The 20593-nt window shown below is 45.1% G+C and carries 20 protein-coding genes and 1 riboswitch; of the genes, 19 read left to right on the top strand and 1 reads right to left on the bottom strand.

Features of this window, described 5'->3' with window-relative positions; all coding sequences use genetic code 11:
• Positions 1-1883 precede the first annotated feature (1883 nt).
• Both spoIIM and fur read left to right on the top strand, forming a co-directional pair.
• The gene (spoIIM, locus tag AC0VYE_RS20885; RefSeq protein ID WP_339203331.1) at positions 1884-2504 is read left to right on the top strand and encodes a stage II sporulation protein M; all 621 of its coding nucleotides are present in this window, start codon (positions 1884-1886) and stop codon (positions 2502-2504) included.
• 92 nt (positions 2505-2596) lie between these two features.
• Positions 2597-3070: a ferric iron uptake transcriptional regulator gene (gene fur / locus AC0VYE_RS20880; protein WP_076271400.1), complete on the top strand. Its 474-nt coding sequence runs from the start codon at positions 2597-2599 to the stop codon at positions 3068-3070.
• A 50-nt stretch (positions 3071-3120) separates the two neighbouring features.
• Here the strand turns inward: fur and AC0VYE_RS20875 are convergent, their stop codons facing one another.
• On the bottom strand, positions 3121-3972 hold the full coding sequence (locus AC0VYE_RS20875) for a S8 family peptidase (RefSeq protein ID WP_475442791.1): 852 nt from the start codon (positions 3970-3972) through the stop codon (positions 3121-3123).
• A 556-nt stretch (positions 3973-4528) separates the two neighbouring features.
• On the opposite strand from AC0VYE_RS20875, the gene ald reads away from it, so the two are divergent.
• The 17 genes from ald to ribD all read left to right on the top strand — a co-directional run bounded on the left by ald (position 4529) and on the right by ribD (position 20566).
• Complete coding sequence (gene ald, locus AC0VYE_RS20870) at positions 4529-5674, top strand: alanine dehydrogenase (protein ID WP_076271398.1); 1146 nt, start codon at positions 4529-4531, stop codon at positions 5672-5674.
• An 80-nt stretch (positions 5675-5754) separates the two neighbouring features.
• Positions 5755-5988, top strand: a complete 234-nt coding sequence (locus AC0VYE_RS20865; RefSeq protein ID WP_076271397.1) for a DUF4227 family protein — start codon at positions 5755-5757, stop codon at positions 5986-5988.
• A 54-nt stretch (positions 5989-6042) separates the two neighbouring features.
• The gene (gene xerD, locus AC0VYE_RS20860; protein ID WP_475442790.1) at positions 6043-6993 is read left to right on the top strand and encodes a site-specific tyrosine recombinase XerD; all 951 of its coding nucleotides are present in this window, start codon (positions 6043-6045) and stop codon (positions 6991-6993) included.
• A 49-nt stretch (positions 6994-7042) separates the two neighbouring features.
• The gene (gene deoB, locus AC0VYE_RS20855; protein ID WP_475442789.1) at positions 7043-8236 is read left to right on the top strand and encodes a phosphopentomutase; all 1194 of its coding nucleotides are present in this window, start codon (positions 7043-7045) and stop codon (positions 8234-8236) included.
• A gap of 57 nt (positions 8237-8293) precedes the next feature.
• Positions 8294-9133: a purine-nucleoside phosphorylase gene (locus tag AC0VYE_RS20850; RefSeq protein WP_076271395.1), complete on the top strand. Its 840-nt coding sequence runs from the start codon at positions 8294-8296 to the stop codon at positions 9131-9133.
• Positions 9134-9242: 109 nt separating this feature from the next.
• Positions 9243-9401 carry an aspartyl-phosphate phosphatase Spo0E family protein gene (locus AC0VYE_RS20845; RefSeq protein ID WP_083682665.1) on the top strand — a complete coding sequence of 53 codons (159 nt, stop codon included), beginning with the start codon at positions 9243-9245 and terminating at the stop codon, positions 9399-9401.
• Between the two features lie 36 nt (positions 9402-9437).
• The gene (locus AC0VYE_RS20840) at positions 9438-10769 is read left to right on the top strand and encodes a pyrimidine-nucleoside phosphorylase (RefSeq protein ID WP_475442788.1); all 1332 of its coding nucleotides are present in this window, start codon (positions 9438-9440) and stop codon (positions 10767-10769) included.
• Positions 10770-11089: 320 nt separating this feature from the next.
• Positions 11090-12283: a D-alanyl-D-alanine carboxypeptidase family protein gene (locus AC0VYE_RS20835; protein WP_339209679.1), complete on the top strand. Its 1194-nt coding sequence runs from the start codon at positions 11090-11092 to the stop codon at positions 12281-12283.
• Positions 12284-12629: 346 nt separating this feature from the next.
• Entirely contained in the window at positions 12630-12983 is a 354-nt protein-coding gene (gene spoIIAA, locus AC0VYE_RS20830) for an anti-sigma F factor antagonist (RefSeq protein WP_076271393.1), read from the top strand.
• Positions 12980-13426 (top strand): anti-sigma F factor, encoded by a 447-nt coding sequence (gene spoIIAB, locus AC0VYE_RS20825; protein WP_076271392.1) that lies wholly within the window; start codon positions 12980-12982, stop codon positions 13424-13426. Before spoIIAA ends, spoIIAB begins: the two co-directional genes overlap by 4 nt.
• 19 nt (positions 13427-13445) lie before the next feature.
• Positions 13446-14201, top strand: a complete 756-nt coding sequence (gene sigF / locus AC0VYE_RS20820; RefSeq protein WP_054024324.1) for an RNA polymerase sporulation sigma factor SigF — start codon at positions 13446-13448, stop codon at positions 14199-14201.
• A 115-nt stretch (positions 14202-14316) separates the two neighbouring features.
• Positions 14317-14967 (top strand): stage V sporulation protein AA, encoded by a 651-nt coding sequence (locus AC0VYE_RS20815; protein WP_076271391.1) that lies wholly within the window; start codon positions 14317-14319, stop codon positions 14965-14967.
• The gene (locus AC0VYE_RS20810; protein ID WP_076271390.1) at positions 14960-15388 is read left to right on the top strand and encodes a stage V sporulation protein AB; all 429 of its coding nucleotides are present in this window, start codon (positions 14960-14962) and stop codon (positions 15386-15388) included. Before AC0VYE_RS20815 ends, AC0VYE_RS20810 begins: the two co-directional genes overlap by 8 nt.
• 25 nt (positions 15389-15413) lie before the next feature.
• Positions 15414-17060: a spore germination protein gene (locus AC0VYE_RS20805; RefSeq protein ID WP_475442787.1), complete on the top strand. Its 1647-nt coding sequence runs from the start codon at positions 15414-15416 to the stop codon at positions 17058-17060.
• 131 nt (positions 17061-17191) lie between these two features.
• Positions 17192-18523, top strand: coding sequence for a diaminopimelate decarboxylase (gene lysA / locus AC0VYE_RS20800; protein ID WP_076271388.1), 1332 nt, complete (start codon positions 17192-17194; stop codon positions 18521-18523).
• Positions 18524-18576: 53 nt separating this feature from the next.
• Positions 18577-19008, top strand: coding sequence for a peptidylprolyl isomerase (locus AC0VYE_RS20795; RefSeq protein WP_076271387.1), 432 nt, complete (start codon positions 18577-18579; stop codon positions 19006-19008).
• A 33-nt stretch (positions 19009-19041) separates the two neighbouring features.
• Positions 19042-19249: riboswitch (FMN riboswitch) on the top strand.
• Between the two features lie 219 nt (positions 19250-19468).
• Positions 19469-20566: a bifunctional diaminohydroxyphosphoribosylaminopyrimidine deaminase/5-amino-6-(5-phosphoribosylamino)uracil reductase RibD gene (gene ribD, locus AC0VYE_RS20790; RefSeq protein WP_475442786.1), complete on the top strand. Its 1098-nt coding sequence runs from the start codon at positions 19469-19471 to the stop codon at positions 20564-20566.
• Positions 20567-20593: the final 27 nt, after the last annotated feature.

Raw genomic sequence — 20593 nt, 5'->3', positions numbered from 1 at the left:
GAGCTATAGTGCTGTAGAGCTGTAGAATTTTAGAACAGTCGAGCTGTGGGACTCTGGAACTCTGGAAGTCTGATACGGTTGATCTGTAGAGCTATAGAGCAGTCAATCTCTGGAATTCTGGGACCGAGGATCTGGAGAACTGTAATTCTTTAAATCTGTAAATTTGTACAATTGTAACTGTGTAACTGTAGAACTCTAGAACCATAGATCTGTAGAACTGCAGAACTCTATAACTCTAGAACTCAAGAACTCAAGAACTCAAGAACTCAAGAACTCAAGAACTCAAGAACTCAAGAACTCAATAACTCAATAACTCAATAACTCAATAACTCAACAACTCTAGAACGTAAGAACTTAAGAACTTAAGAACTTTAGAACTTTAGAACTCTAGAACCATAGAACTGTATAACTGTGGAACTCCAGAACTCCAGAACCGTAAGCTGTATATTTATAATTTTGGCTTATTGTTTTCTTTGTATTTAATTGTTATTATATTTGCTTTTGAGTGCTAAGTTTTTTGTTTTGCGTTGGTTCTCTTACTTTTGGGGACGTACTTCTCGTATTTATACTTACAAGGTTCATTGTGTATATCTATTTTGCTTTTGCGTCGTGAAATGCGCTCTTAACGGACATGAAAGCCGTTATTTGTGAAGAAATCGACCTAAACAGACAAATAACGGACATGAGTTCCGTTATTTGGATGAAAAGGAGCATAATCGAAGCTTTCAAACCTAAATAAGAGATCCTATGTCCGTAAGATCAGAAAAAGGGTGAAAAAAAGCTAAATAAGGTATCTAATGTCCGTTAGCATCTAGAGCGAAGGATTATTATTGTTTTAAACTAATCTATTCATTGATCAATCTCAATTACTAGGAGTAAAAATTTATATTGTTTTAATCAGTGCGAATTATAAAAAAACACCCAAAAATCGAAACTTGGTTTTCAATAATATTGAAATTTCTTTAAATTTTCTACTAAATGGCTATATGTTTGTAACTAAACTAAATAACTAACTAATGAAACTGACAATCTCCAGGTGTGTCTAGTAAGGACGAAAGCGCTCCACCTAAACCATATGTTCCAGCACAGAGTGTCGCCAACGTTAGTTGAGTTACTGGTGACCTGAGGGAGCAACAAGGGCTCTCCCTGAAAGGGTATGTTTGTAAGGGTTCTAACTAAAGTCTAAATAAAAAACTAAGCGACAAATCATTGCTATTAGTTTTTAGAAGGTTTTAAAAGAAGATCTGTAGCAGCTTAAAACGATAAACATTCATCATGCAATCACAAGCTTCCAGCGTGTCCCGCAGGGACGAAAGCGCTCCACAGTAAGCCAAGCATATCCGCACAGAGTGTCGCCAACGTTAGTCGAGTTGCGGGTGTCCAGAGGGTGCAACCCTTGGGGCCCTCCCTTGGAAGGGAGGGTTTGGGTGGGTTCGAAAAGTTATTAATTTAAAAAGCCGATACTAAAAAGTCATTACTGCTATTCTTTAAAATGATTTAAAAAGAATTTAAAAAGAATTTAAAAAGAATTTAAAAAGAATTTAAAAAGAATTTAAAAAGAATTTAAAAAGAATTTAAAAAGAATCTAAAAAGTTTTAAAAGAATTGTAGCAGCTTAAAACGATAAACATTCATCATGCAATCACAAACTTCCAGCGTGTCCCGCAGGGACGAAAGCGCTCCACAGTAAGCCAAGCATACCCACTCAGATTATCGCCAACGTTAGTCGAGTTGCGGGTGTCCAGAGGGTGCAACCCTTGGGGCCCTCCCTTGGAAGGGAGGGTTTGGGTGGGTTCGAAAAGCTTTTGAGTAAGTAGCGGTCTATCTAAAAGTAAGGCCCTAATTTTAGGGCGGGGTCAAACAACTCCGAAAGGTCCGGTGACCATGGCCAAAAATCAATTGTCGTTATACGTTTTTGTGTCGGTTCTTTTTATCGTAGGTGTCATCTTCGGCGCATTGATGGTCAATGCACTGACGCTGGAGCAGCAGCAGGATCTTGCTCAAGATGTAGATCAATATGTTCAACTGATCAATCAGGGCATCGGTTCTGGAGCTGCGGATTCGTTTTGGGATCGGTTTTTTTTCCATAGCAAGTGGCTGCTTGTACTATGGCTGCTCGGAATTACGGTGATTGGCATACCGGGAGTGCTCGCGCTTAATTTCTTGAAAGGGGCATTAGTTGGGTTTTCGGTAGGGACGCTGATCAATCAATATGCCTGGAAGGGAGTACTGTTTTCGCTGGTCTCTATCGCGCCTCAGAATATTATTGCAATACCAGCAATGGTTATAATGAGTGCTGCTGCAATATCTTTTTCCATGTTCGTTATCAAAAATAGGCTCCTCCGGCAAAAGGGGGAACTTGCACCTGAGCTGGGCTCGTTTACATCGACAGCTGTGCTGATGCTATTTCTTTTTGCAGGAGCAGCTTTGTTAGAGGCTTATATTTCACCAACATTAATCAGTTGGGTTTCGCCCCTTCTCGCGTCCGTTAGCGCCACAATCTGACACCAAAATGTTTGACTTTACGGCATGTTAGCCCCTATAATGAGAGGAAACCTTTCCTGAAAAAGGCGCAGTCATGTGGTAGGGGGGAAATCATGGAAGCCCGGATTGATAAGATTAAACAACAGTTGCAGTCGCAGGGCTACAAATTAACCCCGCAGCGCGAAGCAACGGTACGAGTTTTACTTGAAAATGAAGATGACCATCTTAGCGCTGAAGATGTATTTATGCTAGTTAAGGATAAAGCTCCAGAAATCGGACTTGCAACGGTTTATCGGACATTGGAATTGCTTAGTGAAATGCATGTTGTCGAAAAATTGAACTTTGGCGACGGGGTAGCGCGGTACGATCTTCGTACGGACAGCAATAAACATCACCACCATCACCTCATATGTGTACAATGTGGAACTATGGATGAAATCAAGGAAGACTGGCTATTGCCTTTAGAAGAGAGGCTAGAGCTGGAATACGGATTTTTTGTGCTCGATCATCGCCTTGATTTTCAAGGCATTTGTCATCGATGCAAAGAGAAAAACGACCTTGCAAACCCAAATGAGAATCAATCATAAACGGCTTGGCTGCCCAGCATAACTGGACGGCAAGCCGTTTTGGCATTCTATTAAGCTTTAAAAATATGATCAAGCTGCATGAATCCAGCACCTTGTGCAAGCGAACTATAATTGTTCAGCTTGAGCGCTTTTTTTTGCAGCCTTGTTTTTAACGCGTAGGGACTAAGTCCAGGTCTTCCTGCAAGCAGCAAGGCTGCTCCGCCTGCAACATGAGGGGAAGCCATACTAGTGCCGGAGAGCTTCTTGTATTTACCGCCAAGCCATGTGGATAATATATTTTCGCCGGGAGCTGAAACGGAGATCCCGCTGCCTCTGCTGCTGAAAGTAGCTATTTTATTTGCTTTTGTCGTAGCCGCTACCGCTATCGTCTCTTTAAAAGATGCCGGTTCATCGATTACTCCGCTTGAACGACCTTCATTGCCGGCTGATGCAACGATGACGATGCCTTGCTTCGCTGCTCGTTTTATTGCGTTGTGCAGCGTATCGCTGCTTTCTGAGCCGAGCACGCCAAAGCTCATATTTATGACATTCATGCGGTTTTTGACACACCAATTGATACCCTCAATAATATCCGAAACAAATCCTTCTCCGTCCTCATTCAGCGCTTTAACTGCATATATATTCACCTCAGGAGCGGTACCTAATGTTTTGCCTGCTCTACCCGCTGCTGCGACGATGCCTGCGACATGGGTGCCATGACCATTATCGTCAGCGTAAGAGCCGCCGTTGATTGTATTAATCCCGCCAGCGATATTCAAGTCGGGATGATTGGCGATTCCTGTGTCGAGGATAGCGACATTAATGGATTTTCCCCGTGTTGTAGCCCATGCTTCGGGTGCTTTTACTCGAATAATGTTCCATGGCAAAATTGCGGGTATTGTAGCTGGCGTGAGCAGGGGCATTGCATAGCTGTGTTTCCTAGCATTATGATTGCGAAGGCCGTGAGCGCGGATTTTGAAATCTTTTTCGACAAGCTTAACCTGCGGAAGACTCAAGAGTGACTGTAAAGACGAGTTTTTATGAAAATGACAACCGATGATTCGGCTTTTTGAGACGGTTTTGAACGGGGTAATTCCGAGTTGTTTGAGATGCCGAAGACAGCGTTTATAGGATTTAGCTGATTGGAGTGTTATTAGCTTCCGATTGGTGTTTTGAGACGATTTACAAGAAATACAGCTTTTAAATATACCTTTTAATTTTGACAATGGACCTAGAACCCCCTAATCAAGCAATTCCTTTTTCAGTCTATGGGATAGGACTTATTTCGGTATGGGTACTTGTCACTTTGACACATATTTTTCGAAATATAACAAAGTATAGAAATGAAGCTTATGTTCTACATATATTTTGCTGTGAAGTTCACGGAAAGGACGATCATTCCTTACCGAACTCTCATACAACATAGAAAGCGGTTATTTAAGCATCAACAATCACAAAGCTTTAGAGGAGGAAATGGGCATGATTGTAGGCGTACCAAAAGAAATTAAACAAAGCGAGTACCGTGTTGCCTTAACTCCCGCTGGCGTTACGATGTTGTCAGGAGCTGGGCATAAAGTGCTTGTAGAAACTGGAGCGGGCAGCGGCAGTGGTTTTGAAGACAGCGATTACGAGCGTGAAGGTGCTGAGATCGTTGCAACCGCAGCAGAGGTATGGACGCGTGCGGAAATGATTATGAAGGTGAAAGAGCCTCTTTCTGAGGAGTTCGGTTATTTTCGCGAAGGCTTGTTGCTGTTTACGTACTTGCATTTGGCCGCAGCGCCTGATTTGACGAAAGCGCTCGTGGACAGTGGAGTGACGGGTATCGCTTATGAGACGATACAGCTTGCAAACGGCAGCCTGCCGCTGCTTACGCCGATGAGTGAGGTGGCAGGCAGAATGTCAGTGCAGGTAGGTGCGCAGTTTTTAGAAGCGTTTAACGGCGGAAGAGGGGTGCTGCTCGGCGGGGTTCCAGGCGTTCCACCAGCAGAGGTCGTCATTATTGGTGGCGGAATCGTTGGGACGAATGCGGCGAAAATTGCGCTCGGGATGGGTGCAAATGTAGTTATTTTGGAGAAAAGTGCAGACCGTATGAGATATTTGGATGATATTTTTGGCGGAAGAATTCGTACGCTAATGTCGAGTCCGTATCATATTGCAGAAGCTGTTGCAAAAGCAGATTTGCTTATAGGGGCAGTTCTTATTCCAGGTGCACGCGCACCGCATTTGGTAACTGAACCGATGGTTCAAAGTATGAAAAAAGGTGCAGTAATCGTCGATGTAGCAGTCGACCAAGGTGGATCGATTGCAACAGTAGACCGGCCGACCACGCATAAAGATCCAATTTATATGAAGCACGGGGTCGTTCATTATGCCGTTGCTAATATACCAGGCGCAGTGCCGCGGACGTCGACCATCGCTTTAACGAACGTAACGAGCTCCTATGCGCTTGATTTGGCGAATAATGGCATGAACGCTGTTCAAAAAAGCTTGCCGCTGCAAAAAGGCGTGAATACTCATGCAGGAAAAGTAACGTATAAGCCGGTTGCTACAGCGACTAATCAGCCTTATGTGCCATTAGAAAATTTGTTGAATAACGTTCCTTTCGAGCAATTGAAGGATGATTGACATAATAGAACCTGCCTCCTCATATGGTGATACGGATGGACAAGTGACAACGTATCGGCTAATGAAGGAGGCTGGTTTACATGGTTTTCTCGATACGGAGATGGACGAGCCGTATTTTCTTTATTTTTGTTTTTATAGTTTTGCTTTTTGTCGTCACAGGGGGCTATCGCTGGCTTGCCGACGCGATTTCACCTATCCATCCTTATCGTGAGCCTAAAGGGCATGCCATGAAGGTTTTTGTGACGGACCCAAATTCTCCAGACAGTAAAGATGCTGCCGATCGGCTTCGCTGGTTTTATTGGTATGGGGAGTAAAGGATTGTTAAGGTTGTGCAGATAAACGATCTCAAGCAGGATTAATAGAGTCGAATGTTGAATATTTTTGTAGAAAAGTATGTTAGAATGGTGTCTTATGTGAAAGGAAGTCCAATGAAGGCTCATTTAAATCGCTACATTCAACATTTGCGGGTAGAACGAGGTTTGTCAGCAAATACGCTTTCTTCATATGAGCGGGATTTGAATCAATTTATAGCTTATATTGACCAGCAAGGCTTGACCGAGCTTACTGCTGTGCAGCGGCATCACATGTCGAGGTATATGCTCCACTTGAAGGAACAGGGCAGGAAAGCCGCTACAATATCGAGGCACATCGTGTCAGTACGAGCCTTTTTTCATTTTCTTCTTGCAGAGGGCGTTATTCAAAGCAATCCCTCTATCTATATGGAGGCCCCAAAGCAGGAGAAGAAGCCGCCAAGCATATTAAGCGTCTCTGTGACGAATACGCTGCTTGAGACGCCTAATTGCTCAAGTGCTGCCGGCAAACGTGACAAAGCTATGCTGGAGCTCATTTATGCAACAGGAATTAGAGTGTCAGAGCTTGTCTCGCTTAATATTGAGCATGTTAATATGCAGCTAGAATTTATTCAATGTATGGGTACGGGCCAAAAGGAACGGCTTGTTCCTTTCGGGAAATTAGCTTCGGAGGCAATTGTAGACTATTTGCAATATGGCCGTGATGAATTGCTGACAGAAAGAGCGTCTGAATCGGCGTTGTTTCTTAATCATTTAGGAACACGTTTGACAAGACAAGGATTTTGGAAGACGATAAAGAAGTACGCGAAGGAAGCTGGGATTGAAGAAGAGATTACGCCACATACGCTTAGACATTCCGTAGCAGCACATTTACTCGAAAACGGAGCGGATATTCGTTCTGTTCAGGAACTGCTAGGACATGCGGATATATCATCTACACTCAAGTATACCCAAGTGTCCAAAGAGCGAATGAAAGAAGTCTATTCTCGAGCTCATCCGCGTGCTTAACAATGGTCGACATCGATAAATCCCAATTACAGAGGAGGTAGTCATACATATGAGATTTGATCGAATAACAGTAATCGTATTGGATAGCGTTGGAATAGGTGAACTGCCAGATGCTGAGGCATTCGGTGATCTTGGCTCACATACGCTAGGCCATATCATAGAAAAAGCACCGTCAACGCAGCTTCCGAATCTTAGAAGATGGGGGCTTGATCGAATAGCGAGCATCCATGATTGGAGTCCATCTGCAGAAGCTCCCGCAGCTTATTATGGTAAAATGGCCGAGGTGTCCGTTGGCAAGGATACGATGACTGGTCACTGGGAGCTTATGGGGCTAGAAATGACAGTGCCGTTTCAAACGTTTCCGGACGGTTTTCCTCCTGAGCTGCTTACTCCTTTCGAGGAGCGAACAGGCCGTAAAGTCATTGGCAACAAACCAGCAAGCGGTACAGACATACTCGATGAGCTGGGTGCCGAGCAAATGGAAACTGGCGCATGGATTGTATATACATCAGCTGATAGTGTATTTCAAATTGCTGCGCATGAGGACATCATTCCGCTGGAGGAGCTCTACCGCGCTTGTGAAATAGCAAGAGAGCTGACAATGGACGAGCGCTTCACAGTAGGGCGCGTCATCGCAAGACCTTATATTGGCGAGCCAGGCGCTTTCAAACGAACGCCTAATCGTCATGATTACGCGGTGAAGCCTCCACAGCCAACAGTATTGAATGCGTTGAAGGACGCTGGTTTTGATTCCATTGCAATTGGGAAAATCAATGATATTTTTGACGGAGAAGGCATTACAGCTTCTACTCCGACAAAAAGCAATGCGGACGGCATCGACAAAACGATCGAACAACTGAAGCAGCCTTTTAAAGGCCTTCTGTTCACGAACCTTGTAGATTTCGACTCGCTTTATGGCCATCGCCGCGATCCAATTGGCTACGCCTCAGCTTTGGAAGAGTTCGACGTAGCAATCCCTTTGCTTGAGAAACAGCTTGGCAAGCATGACTTGCTTATCGTGACTGCGGACCATGGCAATGATCCCGTACATCCAGGTACAGACCATACTCGTGAATATGTACCAATATTGCTAGTGAGTCCTTCTTTTAACGAGCCGGGGCCTCTCCAAGTACGTTCTACGTTCTCTGATCTTGGAGCAACAATAGCTGATAATTTTGGTGTTGCAGCACCACCTAACGGAACCAGCTTCCTGTCTGAGCTTATTACAAGGGAAAATGAGTAATTATTTTTACAAATAGGTACAAATCGTTTTATGAACATACTTTTAGGAGGAAATAGAATGACAACAATTACTTCGGCAGGACTAACAGCAGCAAACATTAAGGAAGCAGCACAATATATCGAGGCTCAAACAGAGCAAAGACCGGAAATTGGTCTAATTATGGGTTCGGGACTTGGCGTGCTTGGAGACTATTTGGAAAATGCGATTACGATTCAATATCATGATATTCCTCATTTCCCGATTTCCACTGTTGAAGGACATGCGGGCGAGCTGCTCATTGGTACACTTTCGGGCAGAACGGTATTGCTGATGCGCGGTCGTTTTCATATGTATGAAGGTTATGGTCCGGAACTAACGGCATTCCCTGTACGTGTCATGAAGGCGCTAGGCGTGAAAACATTGCTTGTTACCAATGCAGCTGGCGGAGTCAATATGGATTATGAAGCAGGCAACCTAATGTTGATTTCAGACCATTTGAATATGACTGGCAAAAATCCGTTAATCGGACCAAACGACAACGAGCTTGGCGTAAGGTTCCCAGATATGTCGGAGGCATACAGCAAGCGTCTGCGTGCTGTTGCAAGAGATATTGCAAAAGAGCAAGGCTTTACACTTCGTGAAGGTGTGTATGCAGGTTTGCTTGGACCAACTTATGAGACACCAGCAGAAATTCGAATGCTGCGGGTTCTTGGAGCTGATGCTGTCGGAATGTCGACTGTTGCCGAAGTCATTGCAGCGCGTCATTCAGAGATTGAGGTCATCGGAATATCGTGTATTAGCAATATGGCAGCGGGTATTTTGGATCAACCGCTGTCGCATGGAGAAGTTATGGAAACGACTGAACGTGTCAAGTCCCAATTTTTGGGTCTAGTTAATGCATTGATTGCGAAAATGTAACAAATTCGTAACACAATTGTAATATATTCGTCGACTCAATATGACAGTGTTTTTTTTACGTTTCGTCGTATAATGTCCATGATCAAAGAAAGATGGAGTGGACAATGACATGGACAAGCAAGTTCTCACGCAGATGGAGCAGTTACGTAAAAAAATGATAGAAGCAGCTCTATTGAATGAAAGCCTTCAGCACTTGGACGTGCTTGTACTAAGCCAGACTTTAGATGAGATTATTGTCCAGGTGCAGAGGGAGCGACGCGCTTTATAACGGATTAACAACGTAATGGTGAATGGAGAGGGACAAATGCGGTCGGTAGATCTTATACAGAAGAAAAGAGATGGCGGCGAGCTGACCGCTTCGGAGTTAACTTTTTTAATTGATGGTTATTCTCGTGGCGATATCCCGGATTATCAGCTGTCAGCATGGGCGATGGCTGTTTTTTTTCAAGGGATGACGCCTAGAGAAACAGCAGCTTTAACACTAGCAATGGCTAATTCAGGCGATCAGGTCGATCTTGGTCCTATTAGCGGAATTAAAGTCGATAAACATAGCACAGGAGGCGTGGGGGATAAAACAACGTTGATCCTTGCGCCATTAGTCGCATCCGTAGGCATTCCTGTTGCCAAAATGTCCGGTCGAGGCTTAGGCCACACTGGCGGAACGATTGATAAGCTGGAATCCATTGAAGGCTTTCGTACGGAGCTCTCACGCGAGAAATTTATGACACAGGTAAACGATATTGGTTTATCCGTCATAGGGCAGAGCGGAAATCTTGCGCCAGCGGATAAGAAGCTATATGCCCTTCGTGATGTTACCGCTACAGTAGAGTCCATTCCACTTATCGCAAGCTCAGTAATGAGCAAAAAAATTGCTGCAGGCGCTAATGCCATCGTGCTTGATGTCAAAACAGGCAGTGGAGCATTTATGAAAACGCTAGAGCATTCTGAGCAATTAGCGCAAGCGATGGTAGATATCGGAACAGAAGTCGGACGGAATACGGCTGCTGTAATAAGTAATATGGATCAGCCGCTTGGCTTTGCGATTGGAAATGCTTTAGAAGTACAAGAATCAATTGAAACGCTCAAAGGAAATGGTCCTGAGGATCTTACAGAGCTTTGTTTAACGCTTGGGGCTCATATGGTTATCTTAGGCGGGAAATCCGATACTGTGGAGTCTGCGAAGCAGCTGCTGCGTGATCAGATCGCAAGCGGAGCTGCTTTAGATAAGTTCAAAGCATTTATTACTGCTCAGGGTGGGGACGCTTCAATTGTTGATGACCCAACTAAGCTTCCGCAAGCGCCTTTCATTGTAGAAGTGAAAGCAGTGGACTCTGGTTTTGTCAACGCGATTGAAGCCGAACAGCTGGGGATAGCCGCTATGCTGCTTGGTGCAGGAAGGGCGACATACGACGCTTCAATTGATTACGCCGTTGGAGTCACGCTTCGCAAGAAGTTTGGAGATCCAGTAAATGCTGGTGATACGCTTGCCCTGCTTCATGTCCGTGAATCAAATGAATCCACACTTGCAGTTGCTGAGCGAGTAAAGCAAGCATATACGATATCTTCGGAGAAGCCGCTGTCACGTCCATTGCTATTATCCGTAATAACAGCAGAAGGCATTACTAGGTATAATTAAATATTTTATTATGAAATCCGCTCCGCAATTTGGGGGCGGATTTTTTTGCGTTTCAATTAACTCTAGCTGATGGAATAATTTCCAACTTAAGAGTCAACACTAAAAAGAGAAATATAAGCGAATTGCGCAGCTTAGAACACTTACGAAGTAAGTTTTGCATCTCAAAACTAAGCGAATGCTTACGAAGCGAGTTTTGCATCTCAAAACTAAGCGGATGCTTACGAAGCAAGTTTTGCTTCTCAAAACTAAGCGATTGCTTACGAAGTAAGTTTTGCTTCACAAAACTTGAACAGGAGGAGATTTAGTTGGTAAATCGTACTATGAAGCTCTGTATAATCATTCTTGCATTCGCGCTTGTGCTGCCGACAGCTGCTTTTGCTGCTGTGGAGCCAACACCAGCTCCCGGTCCGACCCCTGCGCCGCAAAGTCAGGCCTCTAACGCTAATTTAGCACCTTCAGCTCGTTCTGCCATCCTTATGGATGCGGATAGCGGGACGGTTATTTATGAAAAAAATAGCCATGATAAGCTACCGCCTGCAAGTATCACCAAAATAATGACGCTGCTGCTTATTATGGAGGCCCTTGATGACGGCAAGATTAAACTTACAGACAAGGTACAAACGAGCGAATATGCAGCTTCTATGGGCGGCTCTCAAATCTTTCTTGAGCCGGGAGAAGAAATGACCGTAGACGATATGATTAAGGGCATAGCGCTCGCATCAGGCAATGATGCATCCGTGGCTATGGCTGAGAAGCTTGCGGGTACAGAGCAGCAATTCGTAACGATGATGAATGAGCGGGCCCAGCAGCTTGGCATGAACGATACACAGTTTTCTAACCCAAACGGCCTTCCTGTAGCCAATCACTTCTCATCGGCGCATGATATTGCGGTGATGTCTCGGGAGCTATTAAAGCATTCGGAAGTAACTAAATATACAGGGCTTTATCAGGATTACTTAAGGAAGACGTCCGCGAAGCCTTTCTGGCTCGTAAATACGAATAAGCTAGTACGTTTTTATAGTGGCGCTGATGGTTTGAAGACTGGCTTCACGAGTGAAGCAAAATATTGCCTTTCGGCTACAGCAAGGCGTGATGACATGCGCGTCATTGCCGTTGTAATGGGAGAGCCGGATACGAAAACCAGAAATGCTGAAGTGTCGCAAATGTTCGATTACACGTTCGCGCAGTATATGAATCACTCGATTATTAAAGAAGGCGAGTCGATGGGGACGCTGAAAATCGAGAAGGGCACTGCCGCGGAACTTCCGCTTGTCGCTAAGCATGCGTACAGCGTTTTGCTTAAAAAGGGCAGTCCAACAAAAGATATCCGTTATGAGCTGAAAATTGCGGGTCCGCTCAAGGCGCCAGTTCAAATCGGTCAACCGATTGGCAAGCTTGTTGTCTATCAAGGCGATCAAGTGCTCAAAGAATTTGATGTGGATGCTCCCTTGTCTGTTGAACGGGCAGGCTGGTGGAAATTGTTGAAGCGTTCCTTCTCTGGTCTATTTGCGTAACAAACACATAAACTTTATGTCTGAAAGCGACTCGTTTTTTGTCAGCTGTTAGCGGTATGCTTCTAGTTTTGTCGGCATGCAGGAATCGTGAAGCATTTTGGAGAATTGCTAGTTCTATCTCGGCAAGTGTAAACGGCTGAACCTGACTCACCGCAGATCAGTCCACGTTTCACGGTGAAAGGTTAGGAGGGATATAGGTATGACCTATTCTTTCTTAATAGATAAGCAGGTATATCGTTTTTTTATACTTGCCTTATGGTTCACCGTCAAAGCTGCTTTAGCGTCCCAAAAGACGCCAAAGACGTTTGCTTGTGTTTGAAAAAACCTAGAGGAGATGAACAGCATAATGAGTCTGCAAGCAGAATTGGAGCAATACCGCAATGTGCTGATCGTAAGGCTTCGGGGCGAGTTGGATCATCATACTGCCGATGTCGTACGCTTTAAGATGGAAGAGGCTCTACTTCGCGGTAACAGCGAACATGTCATTCTTAGCTTGAAGGAGCTGCAGTTCATGGACAGCTCCGGTCTAGGCGTCATATTGGGCCGTTACAAGCAGGTGAAGAGCAAGGGTGGCAAAATGGTCGTCTGCGATGTGAATCCGAATGTTCATCGCCTATTCGAAATGTCGGGTCTGTTCAAAATTCTGACGATTCATGAAAACGAACGTACCGCAATTTCTAGTTTGGAGGTGGTGTCATGAACGGTTCCAATGAAATGACGCTTTCCTTCAGCGCCCGATCGGAAAACGAAGCCTTTGCACGAATCGCGGTAGCGGCATTTGTGTCACAGCTGGATCCGACGCTCGAGGAGCTGAATGATTTGAAAACGGCTGTGTCAGAGGCTGTAACGAATGCGATTATACATGGCTACGAGAACGATCCTACTTGTCAGGTCAAAATAGAGGCAAGAATTGAAGGAGATTCGGTTTCCTTAACGGTGTCGGATAACGGTCGCGGTATTGAAGATTTGGAGCTTGCTCGTCAACCGCTTTACACGTCGAAGCCTGAGCTTGAGCGCTCTGGAATGGGCTTCACGATTATGGAAAACTTTATGGATCGTTTTGAGGTTTCAAGTCAGGTAGATGGCGGCACACGCGTAGCAATGCTTAAACGAATTGAATCGAAAAAAGCGCTCTACAATTAGCGTATAGGGGTTGAACCTCATGGATGTCAATCTAAAGCAGACGGCCCAGCCATACTTGGATGACGCGGAAGTGAAGCGGCTTATTGCGTTAAGTCAGTCCGGCGATACGCTTGCAAGGGATACACTCGTACAGTGTAATATTCGGCTAGTTTGGTCAGTCGTGCAGCGGTTCATCAATCGTGGTTATGAGCCCGATGATTTGTTCCAAATCGGCTGCATAGGATTGCTTAAATCAGTAGACAAATTCGATTTGTCTTATGATGTTAAGTTTTCAACTTATGCAGTTCCCATGATCATTGGGGAAATTCAGCGATTTTTACGCGATGATGGTACGTTGAAAGTTAGCAGATCCCTCAAGGAAACCGCCAATAAGGTGCGCAAAATGAAGGATGAGCTTTCCAAAACGTTAGGTCGATTGCCCACCATTAGCGAGGTTGCGGAGCGGCTAGGCATTACCCCAGAGGATGTTGTATTCGCTCAAGAAGCGAATAAGCCGCCAACTTCGATACACGAAACTGTGTTTGAAAATGACGGGGACCCGATCACGCTGATGGATCAAATAGCCGATGAATCTCAGGATCGGTGGTTTGACAAGCTTGCGCTTGTGGAAGCCATCGAAGGTCTAAGCGAGCGTGAACGATTGATTGTATATTTGCGGTATTACCGTGACAAAACGCAATCCGAAGTAGCGAGCAGGCTTGGTATATCACAGGTACAGGTATCACGGCTTGAGAAAAAAATATTGCAGTCCATCCGAGACCAAATCGCCCTTTAAGGCGGTTTGGTTTTTTTCTATTTTTTACCTCAATTTGCATGAGTATCCGAATCGTCCTTTTATCATACTAAAAGGGAAACATACACCAACGTATCAGCAGAAGGGAAGTTGACAAATGGCAAAACCAAACCATTCGGTCCTCTATCTGCGTCTGAAAAAACGGATATATATGAAACCGAATCAACGCGTTTCCTTAGGCCAAGCAGCGAGGCTGCTCGCAAAGGATGACTTGCTTGAGAACCGCTTGAAGGGGCTTGTTCTTTACGAGCACAAGAAGGCGGATGGCAATCGCGTCGTTATAGACTTGCTTCAAATCGTCAAAGCGATAAGAGAGCTTGAGCCGGGTTTAACTGTAGAAGCCTATGGTGACCCTCAAGTGCTCGTTATGGTGGCGGAGAAGCCAGTAAAACCGCGTATTGCAGTACTTATTTTTTCGTGGCTGCTGCTGTTCTTTGGAGCGGGCCTTGCGATTATGAATTTTCATACGGATGTCAGTATGAAGGAGGTTCATATCCGAATTGTCGAGCTGATAACGGGGAAGCGCACAGAGCATCCGCTATGGTTTCAAATCCCTTATTCTCTGGGCATCGGACTTGGGATGGTATTGTTTTTCAACCATTTATTCCGAAAACGATTCAATGAGGAGCCTAACCCGCTTGAGGTTGAACTGTATATGTATCAAGAAAATGTAAATGCCTATGTCATCGCCGACGAAATGCGTAAAAAATCGGATTACGATCAAACGCAGGGGAACAAGCATGATTAGTGCTGCTGCTAATATTTTTATTGCTCTGCTAGGCTTGGCAGGGGGTCTTGCTGTAGGCAGTGGGTTGGTAGCATTGCTAATTGTCCTTGATCTCATTCCGCGGCTTGCTCAAGTTGCTAATGCTTACCGGATGTCGGTATGGTTTGAGACCGCCGTCATATCCGGTTCGCTGTACTGGACCTTTGCTGATTTTATGAGCTGGAAGCTTTCGCTGCCTTCGGGTCTATTTTTAAGTGCGACTGGGCTGATCGATGGCATGTTTGTGGGAATGCTCGCAGCAGCCTTGACTGAGGTAATGAATGTGCTCCCGATTTTGGCCAAAAGAATGAATTTATCTGCCTATATGGTCAGTCTCGTCATGGCAATGGTTCTAGGTAAAACGTTGGGGTCTTTATTCGATTGGTTAGTATTTCAATGGTGATACAGTAAGGATGGGGTGAGCTAACATGAATGACAATGAAAATTTTCATGACAACGATAATGAACAAGATGGAAGACCTCCGTTTTTAGAAGTCAATGAGGATCAACAGAAAGAGGAATCGGGGGTATCAGGAAACAAAACATCATACGGTAGTGGAAATAAAAAAAACAATGTCAGCACAGCTGTTTCCAATAAAAACGGCAATAAAGACATAACTCCGATTCCGAGCGATTTGGATGAAGTTCTGATGAGATTGGAAAATGAGATCGGTTATAAAGTAAGCTTTGACGTTGTAGTGAGAGAGATGACGTTTGGCGAGAAGCGCACAGCAATGTTATCGTTGAACGGTTTGGTTAAGGATACGCTGCTGTCAGATGTGCTTAAGCGATTAACGTATCTCCAACCCGAGGATTTATCTGCGGATGCCTTTCATTCCTTCCTTGATTTGTATGTTCCTGCGGCGCAGGTCATAAAGGAAGACGATTGGAATAACATGCTGACGTGCGTGTTATCCGGTGTAACCGCATTGTTTATTGATGGTGAATCCAGTGTTCTCATGATTGATGCGAAGGCTTTCCCCGCAAGAGGACCTGAGGAGCCTTCGCTTGAGAAAGTAGTACGCGGCAGCAGAGATGGCTTCGTAGAAACGTTGATGGTCAACATTTCACTTGTTCGCAGACGGCTGCGTGATCCCCAGCTTCGATATGAAATTGTGCGGGTGGGCGATCGGACACAAACGGACGTTTGTATTGCTTATATCGACGATATTGTGGACAAGGAGCTGCTTAAGTCCGTCAAAGACAAAATCGCTATGGTTAAAATAGACGGCTTGCCGCTTGCGGACAAACAACTGGAGGAGTCCACTGTAAAGAGGGGCTGGAATCCCTTCCCGCTTGTTCGATATTCAGAGAGACCCGATACGGTAGCTGCACATCTTCTGGAGGGTGCTGTAGCTGTATTCGTTGATACTTCGCCAAGTGTTATGACGCTGCCGACTACTTATACCGATCTAATGCAGCATGCAGAGGAGAATCGACAAACACCGTTTATTGGAACCTATTTGCGTTGGGTGCGATTTATCGGGATATTGGCATCGCTGTTCATGCTGCCGTTATGGCTGTTATTTGTTATGCATCCAGAGATGAAGCCGGTTGCTCTTGAGTTTATTGGTCCGAGTAAGACAGGCAAACTGCCATTAGTCGTACAATTTCTGATAGCTGAGATTGGGGTGGATTTGCTGCGCATGGCTTCCGTTCATACGCCTACCTCACTTGCAACGGCTATGTCATTAGTCGCAGCGATTCTCATTGGCGATATTGCGGTAAAGACTGGCGTTTTTGTTAACGAGGTTATTTTGTATATGGCGATCTCAGCGATCGGCATGTTTGCAACACCAAGCTATGAGCTTGGACTAGCCAATCGAATCGTACGGCTCGTGCTGATTGTGTCGGTGGCTGCCTTCAGTGTGCCTGGCTTTGTTATTGCAACGACGGTTATTCTGCTGATACTGATTGTAGAGCGCTCGTTCAACCGTCCGTATATGTGGCCCATTATACCGTTTGATATGCACGCCCTTTGGAGCATTATCATCCGTCAGCCAGTCCTGTACAACCGGCAGCGCCCAAATATTTTGCGGCCTCAGCAGAGCGATAAGATGCCAAATACAGAGTAGATTCATAAAATGCAAATGAAATGTGGATTTATCCATTTCGTAGTCCGGGTAAATTGCGTTATACTAAACCTATTAATGCAAATTCTATCCGTTCTATCTGCATGCAGATAGAAGAAAGCTGAGGGGAAATTATGTACCTGCATGGAACTAGTAATATTAACGAAAAAGGACATTTGGAAATTGGCGGCTGTGATGTAGCTGATTTGGCTGCACAGTTTGGTACGCCACTATATATTGTGGATGAGGCTCTTGTTCGTAAGCGCGCAAGCGAGTATGTAGAAGCCTTCAAAGCATCAGGACTTAGATTTCAAGTCGCATACGCAAGCAAAGCGTTTAGTGTAATGGCAATGTGTGCGATTGCTGAGCAAGAAGGGCTATCGCTGGATGTTGTATCCGACGGTGAGCTTTACACAGCAATGCAAGCAGGTTTCCCTGCTGAACGTATCCATTTCCACGGCAACAACAAAACGCCTGAGGAAATCAACATGGCGCTTGATGCTGGTATCGGCTGCTTTGTCGTTGACAATTTCATGGAGCTTCAGCTTCTGAATGCACTTGCTGGCGATAAAGGCAAGAAAGTAAACATTCTACTTCGAATCACGCCTGGCGTTGAAGCACATACGCATGACTATATTTCTACTGGGCAAACGGATTCGAAATTTGGTTTCGACCTTGGCAATGGCGCGGCAAAACAAGCGATTCAAGAAGCGATTGCTCTGCCTAACCTGATTGTTTTGGGCGTTCATTCCCATATTGGCTCACAAATTTTCGAAGTTGAAGGCTTCCGTATGGCTGTGGACAAGGTTGCTGATTTCGCGGTAGAGATTCGTAATGAGCTTAACCTAACGTTTAAAGTAATCAATCTTGGCGGCGGCTTTGGTATTCGTTATGTTGATGGCGACACACCATTGCCAATCAGCGAATATGTTGCGGCAATTACTGGCGCTATCATTTCGAAGTTTACAGATGCAGAGTTCCCATTGCCTGAGATTTGGGTAGAGCCGGGCCGCAGTATGGTTGGCGATGCAGGAACAACTTTGTATACAGTAGGTACAAGCAAAAATATCCCAGGCGTACGTAAATACATTGCAGTAGACGGTGGTATGACGGACAACCCTCGCCCAGCGCTTTACCAATCCAAATATGAAGCAGTACTCGCTAATCGTGCGAATGAAGCTGCTGAAGAAACGGTTTCCATCGCGGGCAAATGCTGCGAGAGTGGCGACATGCTCATTTGGGATTTGGAATTGCCTAAAGCAAAAAATGGCGACTTACTTGCTGTTTTCTGTACGGGTGCTTATAATTATGCAATGGCGAGCAACTATAACCGCATTCGTCGTCCGGCTGTCGTTTTCGTTAAAGATGGTCAGGCAGACCTTGCTGTTAAGCGTGAATCGCTTGAAAATATCGTTTGCAATGACGTCATTCCGGCAAGACTTCAAAAATCATCGCTTGCGAAATAAGAGCGAAATTGGTAACGTAGTCTTATTCGGATAAAAGAAAGGTAGATGCAGCAATGGCTAAACAAGCAAAAATCACACTAGCAAACGGCGGAGAGGTTCTTATCGATCTATTCGATCAAGACGCGCCAAACACAGTAGCAAACTTTGAAAAGCTTGCTAACGAAGGATTTTACAACGGTCTTACTTTCCACCGCGTTATCCCAGGTTTCGTCGCTCAAGGCGGATGTCCAAACGGAACAGGTACAGGCGGTCCTGGATACCAAATCAATTGTGAAATCAACCCTAATAAGCATGAGCGCGGTTCACTAGCAATGGCGCATGCTGGTCGCAATACAGGCGGCAGCCAATTCTATATCGGTTATGCACCACAACCGCATTTGGATGGCGGACATACTGTTTTTGGCAAGGTTTCAAAAGGTATGGAGTTTGTTGATGCTTTCAAAGGCGGAGACAAAATGGAAAAGGTTGAAGTCGAAACGATTTAATGTTAAGATACTAACTATAATATTGTAAGTGCAGCAATCCTTCGGGGTAGGTGAAATTCCTAACCGGCGGTGATCGGGAAGGCACAGAATATCGGATAACCGAATTTCTGTGCCTCTCGTCAGTCCGTGACCCGGTTTAAACGGCATTTTATCCAAGATCATTTGGATAGAATACGATTAGAACGGTGGACCTGGTGAAACTCCGGGACCGACAGTACAGTCTGGATGGGAGAAGGGGATGCTTCGACAGCTACAATTTACTGCTTATTTGTATGTGTTTTATTTCACATACATATTAGGTTAGTTTATTTAGTGTACTTTACAAACCGATTTCGCAATTTTGCGACATAAGATAGCGACGGCTCTCAAAGCCGACAACATCGATCGGTTTTGTCGTAGTTCTCGTTTTATCTTTCATCACCCCTGTCGGATCGTATGCCGATGGGGGTGTTTTTTGTTTATGGACATTTTAAATGATGAATATTATATGGGATTAGCGTTAGATATGGCTGCAAAAGCTTCGGGTCAAACCGGCATTAATCCTGTTGTCGGCTGCGTCGTCGTAAAGGATGGTGCGATTGTCGGCATTGGCACGCATCTAAAGCGAGGAACCGGTCATGCTGAAGTGCATGCGCTTCAGATGGCGGGAGATGCGGCTGAAGGAGCAACCGTTTATGTAACGTTAGAGCCATGCAGCCATTTTGGAAAGACACCTCCATGCTGTGAACGTATCATTGATGCGAAAGCTGCAAGGGTTGTAGTCGCAAGCGGCGATCCTAATCCAGCAGTGTCCGGCCGAGGCATTGCAAGGCTTCGTGAAGAAGGGATCGACGTTACGGTTGGCGTATTCGAGCAAAGATCGCAGCAAATGAATGAAAAATTTAATAAGTACATTACGACCCGCCTCCCATTCGTTACTTTAAAAACTGCGAGTACGCTTGATGGCAAAATTGCTTCCCATTCAGGCGATAGCCGATGGGTGACTGGTGCAGTTGCTCGCGAGCAGGTTCATACGCTGCGTCATCAGCATGAAGCCATTATGGTTGGCATAGGCACTGTCCTTGCAGACGATCCGCTGCTCAATACGAGAGCATCTGTCCCAGCAATTGATCCGATACGGATTATCGTGGATTCAGCACTGAGGCTGCCGCTTAATGCCAGAGCTGTAACTGATCGCTCAATTAGAACGATTGTTTTAACTTCCAGCCAAGCAAGCTTGGACAATCGCCAAGCGCTTGAAGCAGCAGGGATTGAGGTCATCATTTGCGGCACGGGAGCAAAAGTAGATCTCAGTGAAGGGATGAAGAAACTGGGAGAGCTTGAAATCGGCTCAATCTTGCTTGAGGGCGGCGGCCAATTAAATGGTGCAATGTTAGAGGCAGGTCTTATTGATAAAATCATGCTGTATTACGCGACCAAGATTATCGGCGGCTTGGATGCACCAGGTACATTTACTTTCGCTGGATTCGAAAAAATGGCAGATGCTATTTCCCTAGATCGAGTAAGTGTAGAAATGGCCGGCGAGGACATTTGCGTCTCGGGATATCCCGTTTATTAAGGATACGGCGTTGAACAAATCTCTGGC

Source organism: Pristimantibacillus sp. Z349TD_6, from assembly GCF_056173205.1.
Note: the sequence above shows the minus strand (reverse complement) of the source record. Positions and strands in the feature narration are given on the sequence as shown.

What these genes read in the sequence shown, in the direction of transcription:
- fur (WP_076271400.1), top strand. Translation starts at nt 2,597, where the DNA reads ATGGAAGCCCGGATTGATAAGATTAAACAACAGTTGCAGTCGCAGGGC.
- AC0VYE_RS20805 (WP_475442787.1), top strand. Translation starts at nt 15,414, where the DNA reads ATGAATGACAATGAAAATTTTCATGACAACGATAATGAACAAGATGGA.
- lysA (WP_076271388.1), top strand. Translation starts at nt 17,192, where the DNA reads ATGTACCTGCATGGAACTAGTAATATTAACGAAAAAGGACATTTGGAA.
- AC0VYE_RS20850 (WP_076271395.1), top strand. Translation starts at nt 8,294, where the DNA reads ATGACAACAATTACTTCGGCAGGACTAACAGCAGCAAACATTAAGGAA.
- AC0VYE_RS20810 (WP_076271390.1), top strand. Translation starts at nt 14,960, where the DNA reads ATGATTAGTGCTGCTGCTAATATTTTTATTGCTCTGCTAGGCTTGGCA.
- spoIIM (WP_339203331.1), top strand. Translation starts at nt 1,884, where the DNA reads ATGGCCAAAAATCAATTGTCGTTATACGTTTTTGTGTCGGTTCTTTTT.
- ribD (WP_475442786.1), top strand. Translation starts at nt 19,469, where the DNA reads ATGGACATTTTAAATGATGAATATTATATGGGATTAGCGTTAGATATG.
- AC0VYE_RS20835 (WP_339209679.1), top strand. Translation starts at nt 11,090, where the DNA reads ATGAAGCTCTGTATAATCATTCTTGCATTCGCGCTTGTGCTGCCGACA.
- spoIIAB (WP_076271392.1), top strand. Translation starts at nt 12,980, where the DNA reads ATGAACGGTTCCAATGAAATGACGCTTTCCTTCAGCGCCCGATCGGAA.
- AC0VYE_RS20875 (WP_475442791.1), bottom strand. Translation starts at nt 3,972, where the DNA reads ATGCCCCTGCTCACGCCAGCTACAATACCCGCAATTTTGCCATGGAAC.
- AC0VYE_RS20865 (WP_076271397.1), top strand. Translation starts at nt 5,755, where the DNA reads ATGGTTTTCTCGATACGGAGATGGACGAGCCGTATTTTCTTTATTTTT.
- deoB (WP_475442789.1), top strand. Translation starts at nt 7,043, where the DNA reads ATGAGATTTGATCGAATAACAGTAATCGTATTGGATAGCGTTGGAATA.
- AC0VYE_RS20795 (WP_076271387.1), top strand. Translation starts at nt 18,577, where the DNA reads ATGGCTAAACAAGCAAAAATCACACTAGCAAACGGCGGAGAGGTTCTT.
- AC0VYE_RS20840 (WP_475442788.1), top strand. Translation starts at nt 9,438, where the DNA reads ATGCGGTCGGTAGATCTTATACAGAAGAAAAGAGATGGCGGCGAGCTG.
- xerD (WP_475442790.1), top strand. Translation starts at nt 6,043, where the DNA reads ATGTTGAATATTTTTGTAGAAAAGTATGTTAGAATGGTGTCTTATGTG.
- AC0VYE_RS20815 (WP_076271391.1), top strand. Translation starts at nt 14,317, where the DNA reads ATGGCAAAACCAAACCATTCGGTCCTCTATCTGCGTCTGAAAAAACGG.
- AC0VYE_RS20845 (WP_083682665.1), top strand. Translation starts at nt 9,243, where the DNA reads ATGGACAAGCAAGTTCTCACGCAGATGGAGCAGTTACGTAAAAAAATG.
- sigF (WP_054024324.1), top strand. Translation starts at nt 13,446, where the DNA reads ATGGATGTCAATCTAAAGCAGACGGCCCAGCCATACTTGGATGACGCG.
- ald (WP_076271398.1), top strand. Translation starts at nt 4,529, where the DNA reads ATGATTGTAGGCGTACCAAAAGAAATTAAACAAAGCGAGTACCGTGTT.
- spoIIAA (WP_076271393.1), top strand. Translation starts at nt 12,630, where the DNA reads ATGAGTCTGCAAGCAGAATTGGAGCAATACCGCAATGTGCTGATCGTA.